This window comes from Lysinibacillus sp. fkY74-1, assembly GCF_053165895.1.
This window is the reverse complement of record NZ_CP170173.1, coordinates 1,188,004-1,208,832: the sequence shown is the minus strand read 5'-3', so window position 1 is coordinate 1,208,832 and position 20,829 is coordinate 1,188,004. Positions and strand designations below refer to the sequence as shown.

The following is a 20,829-nucleotide window of genomic DNA, read 5'->3' as shown; positions in this document are numbered from 1 at the left end:
AAAAACCCCCTATTTCAATTCTTGTAAGAAACTTTTACCAAATGCTGGTGCTTCTACTTGGAAGTTCTCAGCCACTGTAGCTGCAATATCTGCAAAAGTTTCACGAAGCTCTAGTTCTGCACCACCATTAAAACGTGGAGAATAGACAATTAACGGTACATACTCGCGTGTATGATCTGTACCGTGGAAGGTTGGATCATTTCCGTGGTCTGCTGTAATAATTAATAAGTCATCCTCTGACATTGCACTCGTAACTTCTGTCAGTCGCGCGTCGAATTCTTCCAATGCCTGTCCGTAGCCTAGTGGATCACGACGGTGTCCAAAATTAGCATCAAAGTCTACTAAGTTTAGGAAGCTCATTCCATGGAAATCACGGCGGACAACTGCAGCAAATTTGTCCATTCCATCCGTATTATTTTTAGTACGTACAGCATCTGTGACACCTTCACCATTGAAAATATCAGAGATTTTACCAATTGCAATTACATCTAAGCCCGCGTCCTTTAAGACATTCATCGTTGTACGACCAAATGGCTTCAGCGCATAGTCATGTCGATTTGAAGTACGGGAGAAGTCCCCTGGCGTACCTATAAATGGACGTGCGATTACACGACCGACTAAATACTCGGGCTGTAATGTTAATTCACGCGCAATTTCACAGATTTTATATAATTCCTCTAATGGTATAATTTCCTCGTGTGCAGCAATTTGTAATACCGGATCAGCTGATGTATAGACAATAATTGCTCCAGTTTCCATATGCTCTTTACCGAAATCTTCTATAACCTGCGTACCACTCGCTGGTTGATTGCAGAGTACTTTACGACCCGTACGTTTTTCTAGCTCAGCAATCAACTCTGCAGGAAATCCATCAGGATACACCTTAAAGGGCTTATCAATATTTAAACCCATAATTTCCCAATGCCCTGTCATCGTATCTTTCCCAACAGAAGCTTCTTGCATTTTCCCATAGTATGCTTTCGGCTCGTTTGTCGCTTGCATTCCTTGCAGCGGCTCAATATTTGCCAAACCCATTGACTCCATTACTGGCATTGTAAGCCCATTCATTTTTTCAGCGATGTGTCCTAATGTATGTGCTCCTACATCGCCAAAATTTGCAGCATCTGGCGCTTCACCAATACCTACAGAGTCCATTACAACGACATGGATTTTGTTAAACGGTTTATTCATCATTATTGCCTCCAATCTCATGACTCTATTTTACCAAAAAAATGCGAAAAATAAAGGTCAGACATCCGACCGAAAAAATTTTCTGAAATTTTTAAGCACGTGGATGAAATTGCTTATATACTTCCGATAATCTTGTTTTACTAATATGTGTATAAATTTGCGTTGTTGAAATATCTGCATGACCTAGCATCTCTTGTACAGCACGTAAATCAGCCCCATTTTCGACTAAATGAGTAGCAAAAGAGTGACGCAATGTATGTGGTGTTAACTCATGTTGGATGCCTGCCTTTAAAGCATGCTCCTTCATTAATTTCCAACAACCTTGTCTTGTTAAACGTTTCCCTCTTTGATTAATAAAAAACGCATCAGTTTTTGGATATTTTCCCTGTAATTGACCACGAGCATTATTTAAATAGGTACTTATGGCTGATAAAGCACTTTTGCCAAGTGGAATGATTCTTTCTTTTCCACCCTTCCCAAATACGCGAACAAATCCCATTGTTAAATGAATGTCTGCTAAATCTAAGGCTATAAGCTCACTGATTCGCATACCCGAACCATATAATAGTTCCAGCATCGCTAAATCACGGATACCTTGTGGCTTACTTCTATTCGGCGCAGTCAATAAGGCTTCGATTTCCTCTATAGATAAAATATTCGGTAATTTTTGCTCAATTGTTGGCATTTCTAAATGGACCGTTGGATCTGATTCAGCACGCTTTTCTCGTAGTAAAAATTGGTGAAAACTACGAATAGATGAAATATGGCGAGCAATCGTACGGCTTGTCTTCCCCTGTACGCGTAGTTGCTCTAAATGTCGTAGTATGGTCGTTCTTTCTATATGGTTAAAATTAGCCATACCCTCTGCATTTTGCAAAAAATTTACATAGCTTTCTAAATCTCGGCGATAGGATGCTAATGTATTAACAGATAATTGCCGTTCCACTTGGATAAAATGGATATAATCCTCTACTGCGTATTGAAATTCATTCATCACAACGCCCCCTCACTGTCAATTATTTTCTATTTTAGCATGGCTATTAGAAATGTGCTAAAGCCCCCTCCATTCGACATAAACCAACGATAATAAGGATGATTATTTCATAAAAAAACAAAAAACTGCCCGATTTAATCTATACTAGAGATTAAAACAGACAGCTTTTCGTTAATTTTCTTCATTCGATTCGTCGTTTTTATCATGACAGCGCCAGCATATGCCGTGGAAAGTTAGTCGGTGATCCTTTATGATAAAGTTCCAACGCTTTTCAACAACGGCTTCCACATCTTCAAGTAAATCTTCTTGAATTTCATCAACAGCTCCACATTCAATGCAAACTAGATGATGGTGGAAATGGGCAGCTCCCTCTTGGCGTAGGTCATAGCGCGACACGCCATCGCCAAAGTTGATTTTGTCGACAATTTTGAGCTCAGTTAATAATTCTAACGTTCTATAAACAGTCGCTAGACCAATCTCTGGTGCTTTTTCTTTTACTAAAAGATATACATCCTCAGCACTTAGGTGGTCTTCTTCGTGCTCAAGCAAGACAGCAACTGTTGCTTCTCGCTGCGGCGTCAGCTTGTAACTAGCACTATGCAACTGTTTTTTTATACGATCAATTCGGCTCTCCATGTGACGCCCCCCTAAACTCTTTCCATTATACCAAAGGAGTAAATCCTATTACAAGATAGTGAATAGATTTCTAACACGCTTTTACTTTTTTATCTGATCACAATCTCTGTCTATTAAATCCATCATTTTAACACATATGAAACAACAATAAACTCAGCAACTATTATGATGAAAAATGCGATAAAATTCAACAAAATTGTCCGACCAGATACTTGTTTCCCGATTTTTCGCTTTGACCAAGCGGGTACAAGTAAATTGCATAGGACTAGCAACAATATACAATAGATAAGCTGAAATGGAAACCACCAAATCGTATAAAGCCAAAAAGCTTCAAGTTTTTGTAATAAAAATACAGAACTAAAGCCAAAAAAAGTTGCACGCATGGCTACAGTTACACGTACTAAAATTTTTAACACACTGTGAGTTGCTAGTATTAATACAAGACCTATGGAAATGGCAACAGGAAGCACTAAATGAAAAATCGAATGCCTGTCCCCATCAGCTAAACGAGGTTCTATAAATAAAATAAACGGTTCCGCTTTCGATCCACCAAAAATATGAAAGAAAATAACGCCACAAACAAAGCTAACTGCAATGATGGAAGCGTGATAAAATATAGACACCGTACGAGACATAAACATGCTCCTTTTCTATCAAGGTTTGTACAGCTTATGCTCGTCCGTCTCTATTATGCTAAAGATTATTTTCTAAATAGGTAGCAAGCCAAAGTACAGCAAATGCAGTTTTAGCATCAAAAATACGTCGATCCCCTACCATTGATTGTGCTTCTTCCAACGAAACTTCTAAAAGTTCGACAAACTCATCCTCATCTAACGCTGCTTTATTGTCGATGATATACAAATCCTTCGCTACATATAGATGAATGATCTCGTCTGCAAACCCCGGTGACGTTGCAAATGTTTGTAAGTATGTAAGGCTATGCGCGCCGTAGCCTGTCTCTTCCTCTAATTCACGGCGAGCTGTCATCGCTGGTTCTTCACCAGGTTCAAGTTTCCCCGCTGGAATTTCAACAATAGAACGTTCAAGTGCCTTTCGATATTGCTCCACTAACACTAATTTACCCTCATCCGTCACAGCAATTACCGCAACCGCTCCAGGATGCTTGATAATTTCACGCTTTGCAACCTGACCATTTGGTAATATGACATCATCAACCTGTAGCTTTACAATTTTTCCGTCATAGATGGGTGTCGTTTTTGTCGTTTTTTCCTCAAACTTTTTCATAGACGATAACCTCGCTTGTCCTTCAGATATGTTCATTGTACCATTACAAGTAGAGAAATCGAAGGAGGTCGTTTCATGAAAAAGAGGCAGCTAGGCACTAGTGAAATATTCATTTCAGAAATTAGTTTAGGAGGCATGTCACTTTCCACAGATAAAAAGCAAGCAGCAACTATTGTCGATATGGCATTAGATGCGGGCATAAATTATTTTGACACTGCCGATTTATATGATTTTGGTACGAATGAGGAGATCCTAGGTGCGGCATTAGGGAAACGTCGTCAAGAGATTATCCTTGCCACAAAAGTAGGTAATCGCTGGACTGAAGGTGCAGAAGGCTGGCAATGGGATGCTTCGCCATCCTATATAAGACAAGCTATTCATGCTAGTTTGAAACGATTAGGAACGGACTACATTGATGTTTATCAGTTACACGGTGGTACAATCGGAGATGATTGGGATGGGATTATCGACACTTTTGAGCGCTTGAAAAAAGAAGGACTTATCCGAGAATATGGCATTTCTTCGATTCGTCCAAACGTTTTGCAACGTTTTTTACCTGCAAGTTCAGCTAAAAGCGTCATGATGCAATATAGTGCTTTAGATCGCCGCCCCGAGGAGTGGTTTGACTTTATTGCGAACCAAGGCGCTTCTGTTGTAACACGTGGCACAGTGGCTAAGGGCTTATTAACAAATAGCTGGCAGCAACGTCTTCAGGGAGTAAAAAGTTTTAACAACTATTCTTCAGAAGAGTTAACAACAACGTTAACAAGTTTAGCTTCACAATATAATAATTTACATGCACTGGCACTGGCTTTTAATTTAAAAGAGTCTGCAATCGCTTCTACAGTAATTGGAGCAAGCTCACAGGAGCAACTAGCACAGACCCTCTCTGCCTATGAAAGCATGACTGCTATAACCGACTTGGAAGCAGCAAACACTTTAACAAAAAATGAACAATATGTAGAACATCGATGAAAAAGTGGTTGATTTTTATCATCTGTCTAGTTGTGCTAATTATTTCCTCTAGTATGACTTACGAACAACAAAGTATTTTACCAGAGCTTAAAAATTTATTAGCAGATAAACCTTTTGAAAAACAACTATCCTTTTTAAAAATCCCTTATTGGGACACAGTCGTATCAGTTGAAGAACGTGGTTATTTTCCATTTGTCGAATTTTTAATTCGTAAACTAACACATTTTATCGGATTTGGCTGCATTGCGCTTGGGTTATACTTTGCTTGGGGTAAACACCGTTTCGCAGCAACTATTGCTATTGCTGGAACAGCATTTATTGCTATACTTGATGAATTTCGTCAAAGCTTTACACCAGGTCGTACAATGAGCGGCCAAGATGTGCTTGTTGATACAGCTGGAGCTATTATTTTTGTTAGTGCTGTTGCTGTATTCAGGAAATTGTTGAAAAATAAAAGACAAAAGGCACTATATTAGCCTTTTGTCTTTTATATAAATCAATAAAGGAATCTTCAATAATCAAAAACTCAGTTTCTTGATACAAGGTAGCCCCTGCTTTTTCTAAAATTTGAGGGGAAGCAAAATGATTTGTTGCTTCTCTACTTACAATTAAAAACAGTGATTCCACAATTGTGAATTCACTGTTTTCTTGTTAATATTTAGTGCCTTTATCGCCATACTCATTTAGTAATTCTTCAAATGATTTATTTTTTTCTCGCTGCTTACGTTCAAAAGCTAGTTTAGCTTGGCGTTCCTCTTCTGCAGCCTGTTCTTTCATGGATAAATCTTGCTTTGCCGCCTTTAATTTAGCTAGCACATCGCCACCTAGTTGGTCTGCCAATGTGACTGCCTCCTGCTTTGGCAAGCTTGCTGTCATGCTATTGCTTGTCTGTTGCTGTTGTTTTCGTTTCTTTCCCATTTCATTCACCTTCTTATTGACATCAAGGACGCTTCACTACTGTGGCTACGCCTTGACCACCTCCGATACATAAAGTGGCTAAGCCCATTTTTGCATCACGCTTTTCCATCTCATGTAAGAGTGTGACCAAAATACGAGCTCCACTTGCACCAATTGGGTGACCAAGAGCAATCGCGCCCCCGTTTACATTTAGTTTATCATGATTAAAGCGTAATTCACGATCAACAGCAATCGATTGTGCTGCAAAAGCTTCATTTGCTTCAATCACATCGATTTCTTCTAAAGTTGTTGCTGCCTTAGCCAGTGCTTTTTGGACTGCTTTAACTGGACCAGTTCCCATAATTGCAGGATCTACTCCCGCACTTGCATTGGCTGTAATAATCGCCATCGGCTGAATACCAAGCTCTTGCGCCTTTTTCTTAGACATCACAACAATTGCCGCAGCTCCATCGTTAATACCTGAAGCATTAGCCGCTGTTACGGAACCACCTTTTTTAAATGCTGGGCGTAGCTTACCTAGAGATTCCTCTGTCACGCCTGCACGCGGAAATTCATCCTTGTCGAATACAATAGGCTCTCCCCTACGCTGTGGAATCTCGACAGCGACGATTTCATTTTCAAATTTACCAGCTGCAATTGCTGCCTCTGCACGTTGCTGAGAACGTGCTGCAAAAGCATCCTGTTCTTCTCTCGAAATTTCATACATATCACATAAATTTTCAGCTGTAATGCCCATATGATAATCATTAAATGCACACCATAGACCATCATGAATCATAGTATCCACAACCTTTTGATCGCCCATTCGGAAGCCTTCACGCGCATTTTTTAAAACATAAGGGGCTTGGCTCATATTTTCAAAGCCTCCAGCCACGATAATTTCAGCATCACCAGCTAAAATAGCTTGCGTCGCTAAATGCACAGCCTTTAAACCTGATCCGCAAACTTTATTAATTGTTAGTGCTGACACCTCATTTGGTAAACCAGCTTTTATCGCTGCCTGACGAGCTGGATTTTGTCCAAGACCAGCCGATAACACATTCCCCATAATGACCTCATCGACTTGTTCCCCAGCTACTCCTGCACGTGCTAAAGCGTCCTTAATAACAATACTACCTAGAGTTACAGCTGGTACGTCTTTTAATGTCCCCTGAAATGAGCCTATAGCTGTTCGAACAGCACTCACGATTACTACCTCATTTATCATGTCCATTCTCCCCTTTTCCCCGTTCAAAAATCAACACTGCTGCATATGCTACTAGCAGATATGTATATTTTAACAAATATTTTGACGATTTTCGATAATAGAAATAATCGCAGTTTTGCCAAAGTTATTGTAAAATGTTGACGTGTTTTAAACAATCTCAGTTGGGAACATTACAAATAAGAAATAGCATGTGGAGGTGTTTTATCATGAAAAAGAAGATGCTTTTATTCTCTGGTATTACAACAACGCTTGCCGCTGCAGCTACTGGTCTGTTCGGCTTCGCGCTTTCCAATAAATTAATGTATATTCAACAAAAAGATCCAGAATTTATTCGTGAACGAGAAACGACTGCCAAACGTTTTGATGAGGCTTGGTACAATAAAAACTTGAAATGCGAACTTAATATTGATTCACCAAATGGCTACACAATTAGAGGAATTATGTTTCAGCCGTTACAAACCAATAACACCATCATCATATGTCACGGCGTTACAGAAAATAAAATAAACTCCGTCAAATACGCTCGGCTATTTGAAAGGCTAGGCTATAATTCAGTTATCTTTGACCATCGGCGTCATGGCGAATCTGGTGGCAAAACAACTAGCTATGGTCACTATGAAAAAAATGATCTTGATGCTGTAGTTAATACAGTAAAAGCCATGATCGGTGAGGATGCAATACTAGGTATTCATGGGGAATCTATGGGTGCAGCAACAATGTTACTTTATGCAGGTACGGTGGAAGATGGTGCTGATTTTTATATTTCAGATTGTGCATTCTCCGATTTTTCCATGTTGCTCAAGCAAATAGCCAAAACAGAATTTAAATATGGCTCTATTATTCCCATCCGTTTTGCCGATTTCTTTGTCCGCCTCAGGGACGGCTACTCATTTAAAAGTGTAACTCCTGCTGAAGCAGTGACCCATATTGAAAAACCTGTGCTCTTTATCCATAGTATTCCAGATACGTTTATTCCAGCTTCCATGTCACTCGATCTCTACAATAAAAAAACCGGTCCAAAAAAATTAAAACTTTTTGATACGGGGGCACATGCACAATCCTTTAATGAAAATATGGATGAATATGAGGATTTAATTCATGATTTTTTAGACAATTTTATTTATCAAAAAATCAATCGGGATTCTTCTTCTTCGAATGTCATTCCATTCCATTTTTAGGGCAATGAAAAACCTTGCGTTATTTTACTCGCAAGGTTTTTATTTTATTTAATTTTCAAAAATAATATGCCATTCATCACGTTTCGCTAAAAACTCTTTCGCTAATGCTTTGGCCCCTTCTAAACTATGGCTAGCAGCCCAGCCACATTGCACTTCATTGCATGCAGGCACTGCGGTTGCCTTTGTCACATCTGTAAATGTGTTCTCTAAAATAGCTAATAAATCCTCATAATCATTATGATTGATCAAGGACACATAGAAGCCTGTTTGACAACCCATTGGACTGAAATCAACAATATGATCAGAGTAATTACGGATAATGTCAGCAGATAAATGCTCCAAAGAATGCAATGCAGGCATTTCCATATGCTCCTTATTTGGCTGTTTAAAGCGAATATCGTATTTATAAACCTCATCGCCATTTTTGCCCGTTTTCACACCTGCTAAACGAACATAAGGTGCCTTTACTTTTGTATGATCTAGATCAAAACTTTCTACATTTGTTTTTTCTTTTTGCAATATACACAACTCCCTTCCGTATAGTAACTCCATTATACATAGTTTCCCGATAGAGTTGTATGATTTTTAAGAATTATTTAAATACTATTAAAAATAAAAAAACAACTAGTTAAGCTTGAACTAGTTGCTCGGAACATTCCAAATTACTTCTGGAATTTATTCATTTGTGCCATCATTTGACGTACTTGCTTTTCAGACGGCGTACGACCCATTTGTGCCATCATCATACGAATCATTTGCTCATTAATAGGTGGGTTTTCTTTTAAATATTTCATCATAGCTTGACGAGCGAAATAGAAACCAAGTGCCGCTCCCGCTGCTAATGCGATAATTACGATAATAATCCAGCCCCATGTAGGCATACAACCAACCTCCTCCACTACAATATACCGAGAAAAAACTCTCCACGCTCCATTATACACCAAATGATAGCATGTTACTATATATTGTAGTGAAATTTCCTAGTGCATTGTATACTTCATAGGTTTCAACCACCCACATTCATTATCTTGTTTATTGAAAGCTATAAATCGTTCACTCATCTTGGCAAGCATTTGAAATAAATCTAAATCTAGCATTCGTGAGCCTTCACAATAAACACAAATCTTACGATCGACTAAATAAATAGCCATTTTGCCTTTTATCGGATGTTCTAAAAACAAAGCATTACGAGCTCTTTCTAAATGTGCATATTTGGAATCAAGTTGATGCTCTAACATTGCTGCTATTTCATCAAAACGAACGGATTCACATATATACGCAAGCTCTTTTAAGGATTTCTCATTGGCGTCTTCACAGCCTTGCATCATCTCTAATAACTTTCGTTCTCTGCCAAAAATAAACGTTAAATGCTCTTCTTTTATCTTATATATGGAATAGGTTCTCACCAGAAATCCTCCTTCGCTCAGTTTATTTTCCATAAGTATAGCTCATCCCATCTTGTTAATTTGTCAAACGGAGGAAGCTTTCATCTTCTATTTTTGTCGAAAAGCTTCTAGTTTAGGATCTAAAAATTATTTTATGGCAGATGATAATTTGCTCTAAAAATGAACGGCTATTTTTCCTAAAAAACAAGCAATATCTACTCATTGAGTACGCCAAAAATCCACTTTTGTTGCAGCTTAGATAGTTCTCAGCCTCAAGACCTAGTAGAAAATCAATTTCGAGTCCGTTTTAGACAATCTTGATAATAGGTAACATAAAGGTACAAACGAAAGGAGCTAAAACAAATGAGAAAATTTCTTTTATTAACTGGAGGCGTTATCGCAGCATGTGTTGCACTTGCCTTAATCGGACCATTGGCAGGCTTATTATTCTCCGGACTATTTGTAGCACTAGGGATGCATTTCTACATGGCAAGCAAGTCAAATTTCGGTAAAATCTTTTGGTTTGCGGTTGGTTTAATCGGTATTCTATCAGCAGTATCTAATATTCCTGCAATGATTGGTCTTGCAGCAATCGCTATTGTCTATGTCATTTATAAAAAATGGAATGGCGAAGAAGTAAAAATCCCAACAATTGAAGGTAAAAAAGAAGAAGATCCATTTACAAACTTCGAAAAAGAATGGTCAAATTTAACAAAATAAAAGGAGAGAATAAATATGAATTTATTTCAACGTTTTAGATATACAGTAGAAGCAGACTTACATCAGTTATTTGATAAGAAGGAACAAAAAAATCCAATTGCTATGTTAAATCAGTACATCCGAGAAGCTGAAAAACAAACAGAAGAAACAGGTAAATTATTAGAACGTCAAGGACAATTAAAAGAAAAGCTTGAGCAAGAATATCAACAAAATGCAGATTTACTTGCTAAACGTGAATCTCAACTGACATTAGCGAAAACTAGTGGCGAGCAAGATTTAATTGATTTTGCAATGGATGAAGTGACAGCTTACACTGCCCGTAATCATACGTTACAAGCGAGTATCGAAGCAAGTACACGTGAATATTTCGAGCTAGAGCGTAAATTCGAAACAATGAAACATAAAATTAAAGACATGAAAGTTCGTCAATTACAGTTAATGGGCAAAGAAAACGTCACGCGTGCCCATCATCAAATGGACGGTATGATTGCCAAAAACAATAAAACAAATTTTGAAGATTTGGAAGCTTATATTGATAAATTAGCTTATCAAATTGACAAAGATCATGAAGTTACAACATTTGAAGCAAGATTGGCACAATTAGAAAAAAAAGCTGCAGAGGAAAGCTCTCCACTGCTAATTGAAAATAAATAACATGTTATAATGGAAGTAATGCGCCCTCGCTAGCCGGCGCATTCTTTCACGTTTTAAAACAGAGGGTCCCATTCCCTCTTTTATACTATTAGTAGAAAGAAGGGTGACCCTCTTGCAGAATTTCACTACAAATAAGCTCACATTTTGGGTACTATGCTTCTTTTTACTCGTTTTTGTGGAGCTTACTATTTTTAATAATGGTGGCGCCTTTTGTTTATTGATTGGGGCCGTACTGCTTTATTTAAGCTTTTCTAAAAAAGTTCGCTTTTTTAAATGGACCGGCATATTCTTCATCGCGATTGCATTATTCACAATGTGGAGCCTCCGTCTATTCATTGTCATAATGCTCTTATATATGCTTTATCAATACTTACAACGAGAAAATGAACCAAAAATAGTCGGTGCAGAGCTTTTTGAAAAACTATCTACTTCGAAAAACGACTTAATTGGCACCATCCAAGCACCAACAGAGGCATACAAATGGCAAGATGTGCAGATTCAACGTTTAGCAGGGGATATTACAGTGGATACGACTCAAACGATTTTGCCTGCTGGCACAAGTCTAATTACGATTCGTCAAGGTATCGGTAAAGTACAAATCTATGTCCCATATGAAATACCTTTTCGTATACACTATACTACCCTATTCGGTGAGCTTACTTGCTTACATGTGGGCCCACAACGTATTTTAAATGAAAGTGTTAGCTTTTCTGATGGAAATCCAGAGGATGCAAAACGCATATTAATTATTCATGTTGCAACATGGCTTGGAGATTTGGAGGTGCTGCGTAAATGATTGCCTTTATCTCAAGATTATTTACCTTATTTTTCATTTTAATGAGCGCTACATTCGGATTGCTTGTTGCCGTATGGGGAAATCCTGATGAAAAAGCTTGGGAACCTTTATGGCGACAAAATTATAATAATTTTCCTCTTGGCGGAATTATTGTAGTCAGCCTATTTGCTCTAAGCTTCCTCTTTGCCAGTTGGATTAGTATGACTGCTCGTGCCCGAGAGGCTCAAGCAACAAAAATTGTCAAACAGTTAATTGAGCCTGATTTTGTACTTTCTAAAAAGCAAGCCCTTCCGAAACCATTAAAAAAAGCACTTATTCAAACAAGTGAATTAATAGATACACAGCGTAAAAGCCTACAGCGCTTATCCAATGAACGTGCAGAAGCTCATGACAAAATTATTCAGGAACGCATCGTTGCTGAACGTCAACGTCTGGCTAGAGAATTACATGATTCTGTGTCGCAGCAATTGTTTGCGGCCTCCATGTTGCTTTCTGCTTTAACTGAAAGTGACGAAAATGCGACTAGTTTAAAGCAAGTGGAAAAAATAGTACAACAAGCACAGCTCGAAATGCGTGCGTTACTGTTACACTTACGCCCTGTTGCACTCCGCAATAAAACGCTTGCGCAAGGCTTAGAGGAATTAATTATTGAGCTTCAGCAAAAGGTTTACTTTCATATTGAATATGAGCTAGAAGAAATGGCATTAACGAAAGCAGAAGAAGATCACTTATTCCGCATTGCCCAGGAAGCCCTCTCTAATACACTTCGACATGCCAAAGCAAGTGAGGTTGAATTGTTGCTTGTTGCACGAGATGACTTAGCCATTTTACGCATTCAAGATAATGGTTTGGGCTTTGATGTAGAAGCCGATAAATCCACTTCTTACGGCTTGCAAAATATTGCTGAACGTGCAGTTGAAATAGGCTGCACATACAAAATTGTGTCAGTCCCTGAAGAAGGAACGATTGTCGAAGTAAAAATTCCACTACATAAGGAGGAGGTCAATAGTAATGATACAAGTACTCATAGTGGATGATCATGAAATGGTGCGTATAGGCGTTTCAGCTTACTTATCCGCACAGCCTGATATTACAGTTGTTGGTGAGGCTGAAAACGGGCAAGAAGCAGTTGAGCGTGCTCTTGCCTTAAAGCCTGATATTATTTTAATGGATAATGTTATGCCCATTATGACTGGTGCTGAGGCAACAGCAGAAATTTTAGCGGCATGGCCTGAGGCAAAAATCATGATGGTGACTAGCTTTTTAGATGATGACAAAGTCTACCCTGCATTAGAGGCAGGAGCAGTAAGTTATATTTTAAAAACATCTAATGCTAAACAAATTGCGGAAGCCATTCGTAAAACAATGGGTGGCGAAACGGTTTTAGAGCCAGAAGTCACATCTAAAATGATGCACCGTATGCGCAACGGCAATAATACACCTCTTTACGAGCAACTTACTGACCGTGAAATGGAAGTCCTATTATTAATGGCACAGGGCAAAGCCAATCAGGAAATCGCCGATGAGCTATATATTGCTTTAAAAACTGTGAAAACACATGTTAGCAATATTCTAGCAAAGCTAGAAGTGCAGGATCGTACACAGGCTGTTGTCTATGCATTTCAAAATGGGCTTGCCAAATAATTCCTACATAAAAAAACTGCATAACCATATGCAGTTCAGACTGTAGACAAACTCAATGAAATAAAGTAAAGCCGTTGATTTCCACTACGGGCGGACGCTTTCCGCGGGCGGGGTCGAGCTGCTTCCCTCGCTTCGCTCAGTCCAGGATCTCGTCTTTCCCGCTTTTCCCGCTGGAGTCACCGCCCTTCGTTCCCATCAACTTCTACATAAAGTGCCCCATCTATATAGGATGTTGAAAAGTAAATTTTGAGGTGCTAATACATCGAAACCTTTGATTTGTGCGAAGTGTCAAGCCTTCCCAATGTACTGAAAGTAAGAATCACAAAAAACTCATTCAACGCCATACTTGGGAACTGTATGTGGAGGAAGCTGAACATTTACGCCATTCCTATGACGTCAAACAAATTTATGCAAGCGTAAAGAAACGATTGAGCATGTCTTTGCCGATGCAATGGTATGCGATGGACAACCTAGAGGTCTGAAAAATTGTCCATGCAGGCGATACTAACTCTTGCTGTCATGAATTTAAAGAAACTAGCTACTTGGACGTGGCTGGCGGCTTAAAAGAGTTCTTATACTTGAAGAGTCTGTTTTATGGGATATCAAATTACCATTTTTAAACATAAAGAAAGTAAAAAAATGACAAAAGGAATCGAGTGTGAACTTCTCAATTCCTTTTGTCACAGTCTGAACTGCATAACCATATGCAGTTTATTTGATTTGGGATATTTTTGAAAATTATTGCCACAGATATATTTGTTAATTCCTTTAGTGATACGTCACTCAATACCTAACATTTGATTCTCACATGCTATAAAAAGTACCGCAACGCCCAGCGAATTGATACGCTGAGTGTTGCGGTACTTTATTAAAAATCTTATAGCGCTTTTACCTTCGCAACTACATTTTCTACAGTGAATCCGTATTTTTCCATTACTACTTCACCTGGAGCTGATGCGCCAAATTTATCGATTGCAAGCACATCACCATCAAAGCCAGTATATTTATGCCAGCCGAATGATGCACCCATTTCAATCGCAAGACGTTTAGTGACAGCTTTTGGTAAAACAGATTCTTTGTAGGCAGCATCTTGTTTTTCAAAGCGATCCATAGATGGCATTGAAACGACAGCTACATCCAAACCTTCACCTTTTAATGCATTTTGAGCTTCAATTGCAAGAGATACTTCAGAGCCTGTTGCAATTAATATAGCATCCGCTACTGCTTTAGTTGCAGGAGATACTGTGTAAGCACCCTTCGTCACACCTTCACGTACTGTTTCAATAGAAGCGTTAAGAACAGGTAAGTTTTGACGAGACAATACTAATACTGTTGGCGTATTTTCTGATGCAACGGCAAGCTCCCATGCAACAGCTGATTCATTTGCATCCGCAGGACGAACAACAGATAAATTAGGCATTGCACGTAGTGATGCAAGGTGTTCAATTGGCTCATGCGTTGGACCATCTTCGCCAACAGCAATCGAGTCATGTGTAAATACATACGTTACAGGTAGACCCATTAATGCTGACAGACGAACTGCCGGACGCACATAGTCTGAGAACACGAAGAATGTACCACCAAATACATTTAAACCACCGTGAAGTGCCATACCGTTTAAAGCAGCGCCCATTGCAAATTCACGCACACCAAACCAGATGTTGCGACCAGCATAATCGTCCGCTGAGAAGTCGCCTGCACCCTTCATCGTTGTTTTATTAGAGCCAGCAAGGTCAGCAGAGCCACCAAAGAATGATGGAGTTTTCTTAGCAATAGCATTAATCGCATCGCCAGAAGAAGAACGTGTTGCTACAGATTTACCAGCTTCATACACTGGTAATTCCGAAGCGAAGTCTGCTGGTAATTCACCCTTCATAGCCTGTTCAAATTGAGCTGCTAATTCTGGGAATTCCTGTTTATAAGCAGTAAATTTCGCATTCCAAGCTTCTTCAGACTGTGCTCCTTGCACCTCAGCCGCAGCATTAAAAGTATCATATACTTCAGCAGGAATTTGGAAAGGCTCATGTGCCCACTCATAGGCAGCTTTTGTTAATACCACTTCATCTGTACCAAGTGGTGCACCATGAGAATCCGCTTTACCCGATTTATTTGGTGAACCAAAACCAATCACTGTTTTCACTTCAATCAATGTTGGTTTGCCAGTTGATTTTTTAGCTTCTTCAATAGTTGCATTAATCGCATCAACATCTGTGCCATCTGCAACTTTTAAATAATTCCAGCCATAAGATTCAAAACGTTTTTGGACGTTTTCTGAGAATGACTTTTCTAAGTCTCCATCTAAAGAAATATCATTAGAATCGTAAAGCACGATTAATTTTTCAAGTTTTAAGTGACCAGCTAATGAAATAGCCTCTGCTGCTACGCCCTCCATTAAGTCTCCATCACCACATAATGCAAATGTATAGTGGTCAACGATGTCATGACCTGGTTTATTGTAAGTAGCTGCTAAATGACGCTCTGCCATTGCCATACCTACAGTCATGGCAATACCTTGTCCTAGAGGACCAGTTGTTGCTTCCACACCTACTGTATGACCATATTCAGGATGTCCTGGTGTTAATGAATCCCATTGGCGGAAGTTTTGAATTTCTTCCATTGGTAAACCATAGCCGCCTAAATGAAGTAGGCTGTATAGAAGCATGGAACCATGACCAGCTGATAATACAAAACGATCGCGATTATACCATTTTGGGTTCGCTGGATTATGGCGTAATTGTTTTGTCCAAAGCGTATAAGCCATTGGCGCTGCCCCCATTGGTAAACCTGGGTGACCAGAATTTGCTTTTTCAATAGCATCGATTGACAAAGTTCGGATAGCATTAATTGCTAATAAATCCGCATGTTGAGTCATTATATTGTGACATCCTTTCTCGTCCTATAATTGTTCTTCTACAGTTTAGTCAACATTGCTTTAGAAAACAATGCTTTTGTTATACTATTTGTATTTTCATACATGCTTTATTAAATTGTGTCACATTAATTTAGAAATTTATTTTTTTTCGCTTGTCTTACCTTCTCTGGCGTGACATCATTTCCTTCTGCATCAACCACTTTTACGTTTTCAATCGTATCACGCATCGTTGCTCTAAATGTATCCAAGTATTCTTTACGAAGCGCTGTTCGCTCCTTTGCCTCTTCATCCGTTAGTTGACCATTTTTTGCTTTAGCAGAAAGTTCATTTATACGGTTAATTTTTTCTTTTGATAACATAGTTACACACCTTTCAGTACCTATCTTATTGACTTCGGTATGCAAAGTATAGCACGGTTTCCCATTAAATGCAGTTATACCAACCCTTATTCAATCTGTTGAAATAAAAAAATACATGACTTCCAGATGTTTGAAGTGTATAAGTATTATATGGAAGGAAAAATTTAACTATATATTGGAGGATATACATGTGAACGTGACAACTAAGCGATTACTCATTCGAACATTTCAAGAACAGGACTGGGAAGCTGTTTATAGCTATACTTCAGATGAAAAAGTGATGCATTATATGCCTGAAGGTGTTTTCACTGAAGATCAGGCAAAGAAATTTATTAAAGAAAATAGCAGCGACAAAGCAAAACATTTTGCTATTGTTTCAAATAATTGCAAGCAAGTGATTGGTCATATTGTTTTCCATCCTTATTTCGGTGATCATACATATGAAATCGGTTGGGTACTAAATCCAGTTTACCAAAATCAAGGCTTTGCTTCTGAAGCTGCACATGCTGTATTAGACTATGGATTTAATGAAAAGAAACTTCATAGAATTATTGCAACGTGTCAGCCCGAAAATATCGCTTCCTATAAAGTTATGGAAAAAATCGGAATGAGGCGTGAAGGTTTTTTTAAAAAGTGTATACCATATGGGGATGAATGGTGGGACGAATACTATTACGCAGTCTTACGTGAAGAGTGGGACAATTTGTTAGGAGGTTAGAAGAACATTAAACACTAAACTACTAAGCTCGTGGAAATGGAAGAAGTTCCTGTAAATGGTATTAGGCACTTGGTCAATAATGGATGATCCGACCATACAAATTAGCTTGAAAAAACTTCTGAATACGGAGGAGGTATTTTTCGATGGCAAAATTTCATCCTGATTACATGATTACTATGAAAGATTTTGTAAAAGAACACTCGGTCCTATTACGAAAACAAACACAAGATGTTGCCATACCAGTTCCCTTAGAGGACCGACATATATTATTTTCTATGCTTCAATATTTAAAAAACAGCCAAGATCCGATTTTAACAAAAAAGTATAAGCTACGTCCTGGTAGTGGCCTCTCTGCAAATCAAATTGGCGTAGATAAAAGAATGTCTGCTGTCCTTTTTGAAGATCATGACCAAAAACCCGAAATGATGTTCATTAACCCAAAAGTAATGAGCCATTCTTTAAATATGATCTATTTGCCTGAGGGAGAAGGGTGTCTGTCTGTTAATCGACCAGTTCACGGTTTTGTACCAAGATATGAACGAATTAAAGTAAAAGCCTATACTATTGATGGACAGGAATTTATTTTGTCTTTAAAAGGCTATGAATCTATCGTTGTACAACATGAAATCGATCATTTAAATGGTATTATGTTTTATGATCGAATTAATAAAGATAACCCTTTTCAACTACCCCAAAATGTTATTATCGAAAGCTTGTATTAAAAAAATTAGCAGGCTATATTATTTGCCTGCTAATTTTTCTTGATGCTCTTGGAATCGGCGATGTACGGTTGCCTTACTTACCTCAAAGCCTAATCCTCTAAGAGTAATGGAAATTTCCTCAAAGGTAAAACCACGATTACGTAGCTTCACGATTTCATCAACAGGGAGTTCCTTCCGTTCCTGACCATGCGGATTCCCACGATTGGATAGGTTATTTTCAGGGCGATAGCCATTTTCCACAGCACGTCGCATACCTCTGCGGATTTTCGCATTATGGATTCTACGTTGATACTCTTCTACAATTGCTAAAATCTCTAGTAGCATCGTATCCATTTCGTTTAATTGAACTGGTCCTGCATCACGCATCGAATAAACATCTGTTGCTGATTTTTGTAATAAATGCAATACTGCCATCCTGGCATTTCCACGGCCTAAACGAGTTTCATCTTGTACAAAAAGAGCTTTTACTTCCTTCTCTTTTATAAAATCAAGCATTTCAAGTAAGCCTTCGCGTTCAACATCATAACCGCTATGCTTATCTTTAAAAACACCCTTTACTTCATAGCCTTGCTCTTTAGCACAGAGCACTAATTCTTCTTGTTGGCGCTCTAACGAGGAGCTTTGCGTTTCTTTTTCAGTACTTACCCGGCAATAGACAACAGCCGTCATTTGATTATTTTTCATTGTTCGTTTCTCGCAATTTCAATGGTTTTGATGGGACTGGCTTGATCACTCAAAACTGGAATGACTAGAGATTTACCCGCCACGATTTTAATATCTGCTAACTCATTTTCTGATTTGACAAGTTTAATCCAATCTTCTTTACTCATTTTACCACGGTATTGTTCGGCTAACGACCACAAGCTATCCCCATGTTCAATTTGAATTTCAGCGTAATTAACATCCCCCGGATCAGTGATGTAAAGGTAACTTGCGAAGAGTAAACAAGCACCTAATAATATAGTGATATGTGTATTTTTCTTTAACCATTTCATCATTATAACCTCTTTTCTAGAATGTTTGTTCGGAATATATGTTCCCATAATAAAGCGAACAAACGTTTTTGTCAAACACTTTTCGAACCTATGTTTGCATACGTGTTCGCATTCTGTTATACTATCAAATAAGAAGAATGATATTAGAAAAAAGAGGTGAGCAATCATGAAAAAAGTATCGAAAAGACAAGAGGACATTTTAGCGTTCATTAAAGACGAGGTACGAGCTAAAGGGTATCCGCCATCAGTCCGTGAAATCGGGGAAGCTGTTGGACTTGCTTCAAGTTCAACTGTTCATGGTCATTTGGCTCGATTAGAACAAAAGGGTTTTATTCGTCGAGATCCAACAAAACCACGTGCTATTGAAATTCTTGAACCTGAAGAATCCATCCAAAAGCAACACGTCATCCATGTACCACTTGTAGGGAAGGTTACAGCAGGTTCTCCTATTACAGCTATCGAAAATATTGAAGAGTATTTCCCACTGCCTGATACATATGGCACGAGTGAGGATCAGTTATTCATGCTAGAAATTATGGGTGAATCGATGATTGAAGCAGGAATTTTAGATGGTGATTTAGTGATTGTGAAGCAAAAATCAACGGCTAATAATGGAGACATTGTTGTAGCCATGACAGCTGAAGATGAAGCTACTGTAAAACGATTCTTTAAGGAAAAAAACCATTTCCGTTTACAGCCTGAAAATTCATCAATGGAACCGATTATCGTCGATCAAGTATCCATTTTGGGACAAGTTGTTGGTCTGTATCGCCGTGTACATTAATTAAATGAGGGTTTGAGGATTGTGTTCCTTCACTGAGCATAAATCCTCTTTTTTACGCAAAAAAAGAATCCATAAACTATTGGATTCTTTTGACAACGGCCTTTTAAGCCTCTTTTTTAAATTTTATGCTCGCTTCAATAAACGCTGCAAATAGCTTTTGTGCATGCGGATCTCCTGCTATAGCTAATTCCTCTGGGTGCCACTGGACAGCCAAGCAGAATGGTAATTCCTCATGTACCACCGCTTCAATAATGCCATCACTTGATTTCGCTGCAACTTTTAAATTCTCCGCTAGTACATTCACTGATTGATGATGAAAAGAATTGACGGCAATTTTCTCTTGTTCCAGAATAGTGGCTAATAAATTCTCCGCAATAATTTGTACATAATGCGTTGCTACTGATCTACCGGCCTGTTGCATATGTTTAATAAGCTTTGTACTATAATGGTCACTATCAATGTCCTGATATAACGTCCCGCCTAATGCAACATTTAATATTTGGATACCCCGACAAATACCGAAAATAGGCATTTTTCGTAAAAATGCAGCCTCAATTAATGCTAATTCTACGGCATCTCTAGCTGGATGAATTTTACCTAACTTTGGTGAAGGGTCCACTCCAAATAAAAAAGGATGTACATCATAGCCTCCCGATAGCAATAAGCCATCCGTAAGGGCTAAAATTTGTGCAGCATCTTCCTCAACCCCTAACGGAATAATGAGGGGGATACCGCCCGCCTCAATAATACTTTTGCTGTAAGCAGCATTTAAATGAGCTGATAAATCATCTTCTACAAAAGCTGTAATTCCAATAATCGGCTTCACTTGATTCCCC

At 38.6% G+C, this 20,829-nt stretch carries 26 protein-coding genes and 1 pseudogene; 12 read left to right on the top strand and 15 right to left on the bottom strand.

From position 1 onward, the window contains the following. Positions 1-9 precede the first annotated feature (9 nt). From deoB to ACE1MS_RS05610, 5 genes are all read right to left on the bottom strand, one after another. Positions 10-1,191 (bottom strand): phosphopentomutase, encoded by a 1,182-nt coding sequence (gene deoB / locus ACE1MS_RS05630; RefSeq protein WP_289449301.1) that lies wholly within the window; start codon positions 1,189-1,191, stop codon positions 10-12. Between the two features lie 91 nt (positions 1,192-1,282). Next, positions 1,283-2,185, bottom strand: coding sequence for a site-specific tyrosine recombinase XerD (gene xerD, locus ACE1MS_RS05625; RefSeq protein ID WP_036215027.1), 903 nt, complete (start codon positions 2,183-2,185; stop codon positions 1,283-1,285). 171 nt (positions 2,186-2,356) lie between these two features. Beyond that, entirely contained in the window at positions 2,357-2,821 is a 465-nt protein-coding gene (gene fur, locus ACE1MS_RS05620) for a ferric iron uptake transcriptional regulator (protein ID WP_008174639.1), read from the bottom strand. A 122-nt stretch (positions 2,822-2,943) separates the two neighbouring features. After that, positions 2,944-3,456 (bottom strand): hypothetical protein, encoded by a 513-nt coding sequence (locus ACE1MS_RS05615; protein WP_031419104.1) that lies wholly within the window; start codon positions 3,454-3,456, stop codon positions 2,944-2,946. 58 nt (positions 3,457-3,514) lie between these two features. Further along, positions 3,515-4,066, bottom strand: a complete 552-nt coding sequence (locus ACE1MS_RS05610; protein WP_012293404.1) for an NUDIX domain-containing protein — start codon at positions 4,064-4,066, stop codon at positions 3,515-3,517. A 75-nt stretch (positions 4,067-4,141) separates the two neighbouring features. On the opposite strand from ACE1MS_RS05610, the gene ACE1MS_RS05605 reads away from it, so the two are divergent. Continuing rightward, positions 4,142-5,041 carry an aldo/keto reductase gene (locus ACE1MS_RS05605; RefSeq protein ID WP_447402747.1) on the top strand — a complete coding sequence of 300 codons (900 nt, stop codon included), beginning with the start codon at positions 4,142-4,144 and terminating at the stop codon, positions 5,039-5,041. After that, entirely contained in the window at positions 5,038-5,517 is a 480-nt protein-coding gene (locus ACE1MS_RS05600; RefSeq protein ID WP_036161007.1) for a VanZ family protein, read from the top strand. Before ACE1MS_RS05605 ends, ACE1MS_RS05600 begins: the two co-directional genes overlap by 4 nt. A gap of 175 nt (positions 5,518-5,692) precedes the next feature. Here ACE1MS_RS05600 and ACE1MS_RS05595 read toward each other — a convergent pair whose 3' ends face one another. After that, the gene (locus ACE1MS_RS05595) at positions 5,693-5,959 is read right to left on the bottom strand and encodes a YqkE family protein (RefSeq protein ID WP_031419099.1); all 267 of its coding nucleotides are present in this window, start codon (positions 5,957-5,959) and stop codon (positions 5,693-5,695) included. A 22-nt stretch (positions 5,960-5,981) separates the two neighbouring features. Further along, positions 5,982-7,166: an acetyl-CoA C-acetyltransferase gene (locus ACE1MS_RS05590; protein ID WP_447402746.1), complete on the bottom strand. Its 1,185-nt coding sequence runs from the start codon at positions 7,164-7,166 to the stop codon at positions 5,982-5,984. A gap of 206 nt (positions 7,167-7,372) precedes the next feature. Here ACE1MS_RS05590 and ACE1MS_RS05585 point away from each other — a divergent pair, with 206 nt between their 5' ends. After that, positions 7,373-8,344 (top strand): alpha/beta hydrolase, encoded by a 972-nt coding sequence (locus ACE1MS_RS05585; protein WP_036167529.1) that lies wholly within the window; start codon positions 7,373-7,375, stop codon positions 8,342-8,344. Between the two features lie 48 nt (positions 8,345-8,392). Here the strand turns inward: ACE1MS_RS05585 and ACE1MS_RS05580 are convergent, their stop codons facing one another. The 3 genes from ACE1MS_RS05580 to sirA form a co-directional block, all read right to left on the bottom strand. Next, positions 8,393-8,896, bottom strand: a complete 504-nt coding sequence (locus ACE1MS_RS05580) for an S-ribosylhomocysteine lyase (RefSeq protein WP_447402745.1) — start codon at positions 8,894-8,896, stop codon at positions 8,393-8,395. 110 nt (positions 8,897-9,006) lie between these two features. Then, complete coding sequence (locus ACE1MS_RS05575) at positions 9,007-9,225, bottom strand: YneF family protein (RefSeq protein WP_004232154.1); 219 nt, start codon at positions 9,223-9,225, stop codon at positions 9,007-9,009. 99 nt (positions 9,226-9,324) lie between these two features. Continuing rightward, the gene (gene sirA / locus ACE1MS_RS05570) at positions 9,325-9,750 is read right to left on the bottom strand and encodes a sporulation inhibitor of replication protein SirA (protein ID WP_025114054.1); all 426 of its coding nucleotides are present in this window, start codon (positions 9,748-9,750) and stop codon (positions 9,325-9,327) included. Positions 9,751-10,092: 342 nt separating this feature from the next. On the opposite strand from sirA, the gene ACE1MS_RS05565 reads away from it, so the two are divergent. From ACE1MS_RS05565 to ACE1MS_RS05540, 6 genes and pseudogenes are all read left to right on the top strand, one after another. Then, positions 10,093-10,449 (top strand): lmo0954 family membrane protein, encoded by a 357-nt coding sequence (locus ACE1MS_RS05565; protein WP_012293395.1) that lies wholly within the window; start codon positions 10,093-10,095, stop codon positions 10,447-10,449. 15 nt (positions 10,450-10,464) lie between these two features. Next, the gene (locus ACE1MS_RS05560) at positions 10,465-11,103 is read left to right on the top strand and encodes a PspA/IM30 family protein (RefSeq protein WP_012293394.1); all 639 of its coding nucleotides are present in this window, start codon (positions 10,465-10,467) and stop codon (positions 11,101-11,103) included. 112 nt (positions 11,104-11,215) lie between these two features. Then, positions 11,216-11,899 (top strand): cell wall-active antibiotics response protein LiaF, encoded by a 684-nt coding sequence (gene liaF / locus ACE1MS_RS05555; RefSeq protein WP_031419090.1) that lies wholly within the window; start codon positions 11,216-11,218, stop codon positions 11,897-11,899. After that, positions 11,896-12,936, top strand: a complete 1,041-nt coding sequence (locus ACE1MS_RS05550; protein WP_012293392.1) for a sensor histidine kinase — start codon at positions 11,896-11,898, stop codon at positions 12,934-12,936. The genes liaF and ACE1MS_RS05550 overlap by 4 nt, the downstream gene beginning before the upstream one ends. Then, positions 12,911-13,543 carry a response regulator transcription factor gene (locus ACE1MS_RS05545; protein ID WP_031419087.1) on the top strand — a complete coding sequence of 211 codons (633 nt, stop codon included), beginning with the start codon at positions 12,911-12,913 and terminating at the stop codon, positions 13,541-13,543. Before ACE1MS_RS05550 ends, ACE1MS_RS05545 begins: the two co-directional genes overlap by 26 nt. Before the next feature lie 262 nt (positions 13,544-13,805). Then, positions 13,806-14,107 (top strand): annotated as a pseudogene (locus ACE1MS_RS05540) (transposase); the annotation flags it as partial. Positions 14,108-14,420: 313 nt separating this feature from the next. On the opposite strand, the gene tkt reads toward ACE1MS_RS05540, so the two are convergent. Then, positions 14,421-16,415 (bottom strand): transketolase, encoded by a 1,995-nt coding sequence (gene tkt / locus ACE1MS_RS05535; RefSeq protein WP_012293389.1) that lies wholly within the window; start codon positions 16,413-16,415, stop codon positions 14,421-14,423. A 125-nt stretch (positions 16,416-16,540) separates the two neighbouring features. Next, positions 16,541-16,774: a DUF896 domain-containing protein gene (locus ACE1MS_RS05530; RefSeq protein ID WP_012293388.1), complete on the bottom strand. Its 234-nt coding sequence runs from the start codon at positions 16,772-16,774 to the stop codon at positions 16,541-16,543. A gap of 190 nt (positions 16,775-16,964) precedes the next feature. Between ACE1MS_RS05530 and ACE1MS_RS05525 the strand changes: the two genes are divergently transcribed. Next, complete coding sequence (locus tag ACE1MS_RS05525; RefSeq protein ID WP_036167522.1) at positions 16,965-17,492, top strand: GNAT family N-acetyltransferase; 528 nt, start codon at positions 16,965-16,967, stop codon at positions 17,490-17,492. A 143-nt stretch (positions 17,493-17,635) separates the two neighbouring features. Further along, positions 17,636-18,214 (top strand): peptide deformylase, encoded by a 579-nt coding sequence (gene def, locus ACE1MS_RS05520; RefSeq protein WP_447402744.1) that lies wholly within the window; start codon positions 17,636-17,638, stop codon positions 18,212-18,214. 18 nt (positions 18,215-18,232) lie between these two features. Here the strand turns inward: def and ACE1MS_RS05515 are convergent, their stop codons facing one another. Continuing rightward, the gene (locus tag ACE1MS_RS05515; RefSeq protein ID WP_012293385.1) at positions 18,233-18,898 is read right to left on the bottom strand and encodes a YneB family resolvase-like protein; all 666 of its coding nucleotides are present in this window, start codon (positions 18,896-18,898) and stop codon (positions 18,233-18,235) included. Next, positions 18,895-19,209, bottom strand: coding sequence for a cell division suppressor protein YneA (yneA, locus tag ACE1MS_RS05510; RefSeq protein WP_031419080.1), 315 nt, complete (start codon positions 19,207-19,209; stop codon positions 18,895-18,897). Before yneA ends, ACE1MS_RS05515 begins: the two co-directional genes overlap by 4 nt. Positions 19,210-19,375: 166 nt before the next feature. On the opposite strand from yneA, the gene lexA reads away from it, so the two are divergent. Beyond that, positions 19,376-19,993, top strand: coding sequence for a transcriptional repressor LexA (gene lexA, locus ACE1MS_RS05505; protein WP_031419079.1), 618 nt, complete (start codon positions 19,376-19,378; stop codon positions 19,991-19,993). A 103-nt stretch (positions 19,994-20,096) separates the two neighbouring features. On the opposite strand, the gene ACE1MS_RS05500 is transcribed toward lexA, so the two are convergent. Then, on the bottom strand, positions 20,097-20,819 hold the full coding sequence (locus ACE1MS_RS05500; protein ID WP_031419078.1) for a gamma-glutamyl-gamma-aminobutyrate hydrolase family protein: 723 nt from the start codon (positions 20,817-20,819) through the stop codon (positions 20,097-20,099). Positions 20,820-20,829 lie beyond the last annotated feature (10 nt).

What these genes read in the sequence shown, in the direction of transcription:
- deoB (WP_289449301.1), bottom strand. Translation starts at nt 1,191, where the DNA reads ATGAATAAACCGTTTAACAAAATCCATGTCGTTGTAATGGACTCTGTA.
- xerD (WP_036215027.1), bottom strand. Translation starts at nt 2,185, where the DNA reads ATGAATGAATTTCAATACGCAGTAGAGGATTATATCCATTTTATCCAA.
- fur (WP_008174639.1), bottom strand. Translation starts at nt 2,821, where the DNA reads ATGGAGAGCCGAATTGATCGTATAAAAAAACAGTTGCATAGTGCTAGT.
- ACE1MS_RS05615 (WP_031419104.1), bottom strand. Translation starts at nt 3,456, where the DNA reads ATGTCTCGTACGGTGTCTATATTTTATCACGCTTCCATCATTGCAGTT.
- ACE1MS_RS05610 (WP_012293404.1), bottom strand. Translation starts at nt 4,066, where the DNA reads ATGAAAAAGTTTGAGGAAAAAACGACAAAAACGACACCCATCTATGAC.
- ACE1MS_RS05605 (WP_447402747.1), top strand. Translation starts at nt 4,142, where the DNA reads ATGAAAAAGAGGCAGCTAGGCACTAGTGAAATATTCATTTCAGAAATT.
- ACE1MS_RS05600 (WP_036161007.1), top strand. Translation starts at nt 5,038, where the DNA reads ATGAAAAAGTGGTTGATTTTTATCATCTGTCTAGTTGTGCTAATTATT.
- ACE1MS_RS05595 (WP_031419099.1), bottom strand. Translation starts at nt 5,959, where the DNA reads ATGGGAAAGAAACGAAAACAACAGCAACAGACAAGCAATAGCATGACA.
- ACE1MS_RS05590 (WP_447402746.1), bottom strand. Translation starts at nt 7,166, where the DNA reads ATGATAAATGAGGTAGTAATCGTGAGTGCTGTTCGAACAGCTATAGGC.
- ACE1MS_RS05585 (WP_036167529.1), top strand. Translation starts at nt 7,373, where the DNA reads ATGAAAAAGAAGATGCTTTTATTCTCTGGTATTACAACAACGCTTGCC.
- ACE1MS_RS05580 (WP_447402745.1), bottom strand. Translation starts at nt 8,896, where the DNA reads ATGGAGTTACTATACGGAAGGGAGTTGTGTATATTGCAAAAAGAAAAA.
- ACE1MS_RS05575 (WP_004232154.1), bottom strand. Translation starts at nt 9,225, where the DNA reads ATGCCTACATGGGGCTGGATTATTATCGTAATTATCGCATTAGCAGCG.
- ACE1MS_RS05565 (WP_012293395.1), top strand. Translation starts at nt 10,093, where the DNA reads ATGAGAAAATTTCTTTTATTAACTGGAGGCGTTATCGCAGCATGTGTT.
- ACE1MS_RS05560 (WP_012293394.1), top strand. Translation starts at nt 10,465, where the DNA reads ATGAATTTATTTCAACGTTTTAGATATACAGTAGAAGCAGACTTACAT.
- ACE1MS_RS05550 (WP_012293392.1), top strand. Translation starts at nt 11,896, where the DNA reads ATGATTGCCTTTATCTCAAGATTATTTACCTTATTTTTCATTTTAATG.
- ACE1MS_RS05545 (WP_031419087.1), top strand. Translation starts at nt 12,911, where the DNA reads ATGATACAAGTACTCATAGTGGATGATCATGAAATGGTGCGTATAGGC.
- tkt (WP_012293389.1), bottom strand. Translation starts at nt 16,415, where the DNA reads ATGACTCAACATGCGGATTTATTAGCAATTAATGCTATCCGAACTTTG.
- ACE1MS_RS05530 (WP_012293388.1), bottom strand. Translation starts at nt 16,774, where the DNA reads ATGTTATCAAAAGAAAAAATTAACCGTATAAATGAACTTTCTGCTAAA.
- def (WP_447402744.1), top strand. Translation starts at nt 17,636, where the DNA reads ATGGCAAAATTTCATCCTGATTACATGATTACTATGAAAGATTTTGTA.
- ACE1MS_RS05515 (WP_012293385.1), bottom strand. Translation starts at nt 18,898, where the DNA reads ATGAAAAATAATCAAATGACGGCTGTTGTCTATTGCCGGGTAAGTACT.
- yneA (WP_031419080.1), bottom strand. Translation starts at nt 19,209, where the DNA reads ATGAAATGGTTAAAGAAAAATACACATATCACTATATTATTAGGTGCT.
- lexA (WP_031419079.1), top strand. Translation starts at nt 19,376, where the DNA reads ATGAAAAAAGTATCGAAAAGACAAGAGGACATTTTAGCGTTCATTAAA.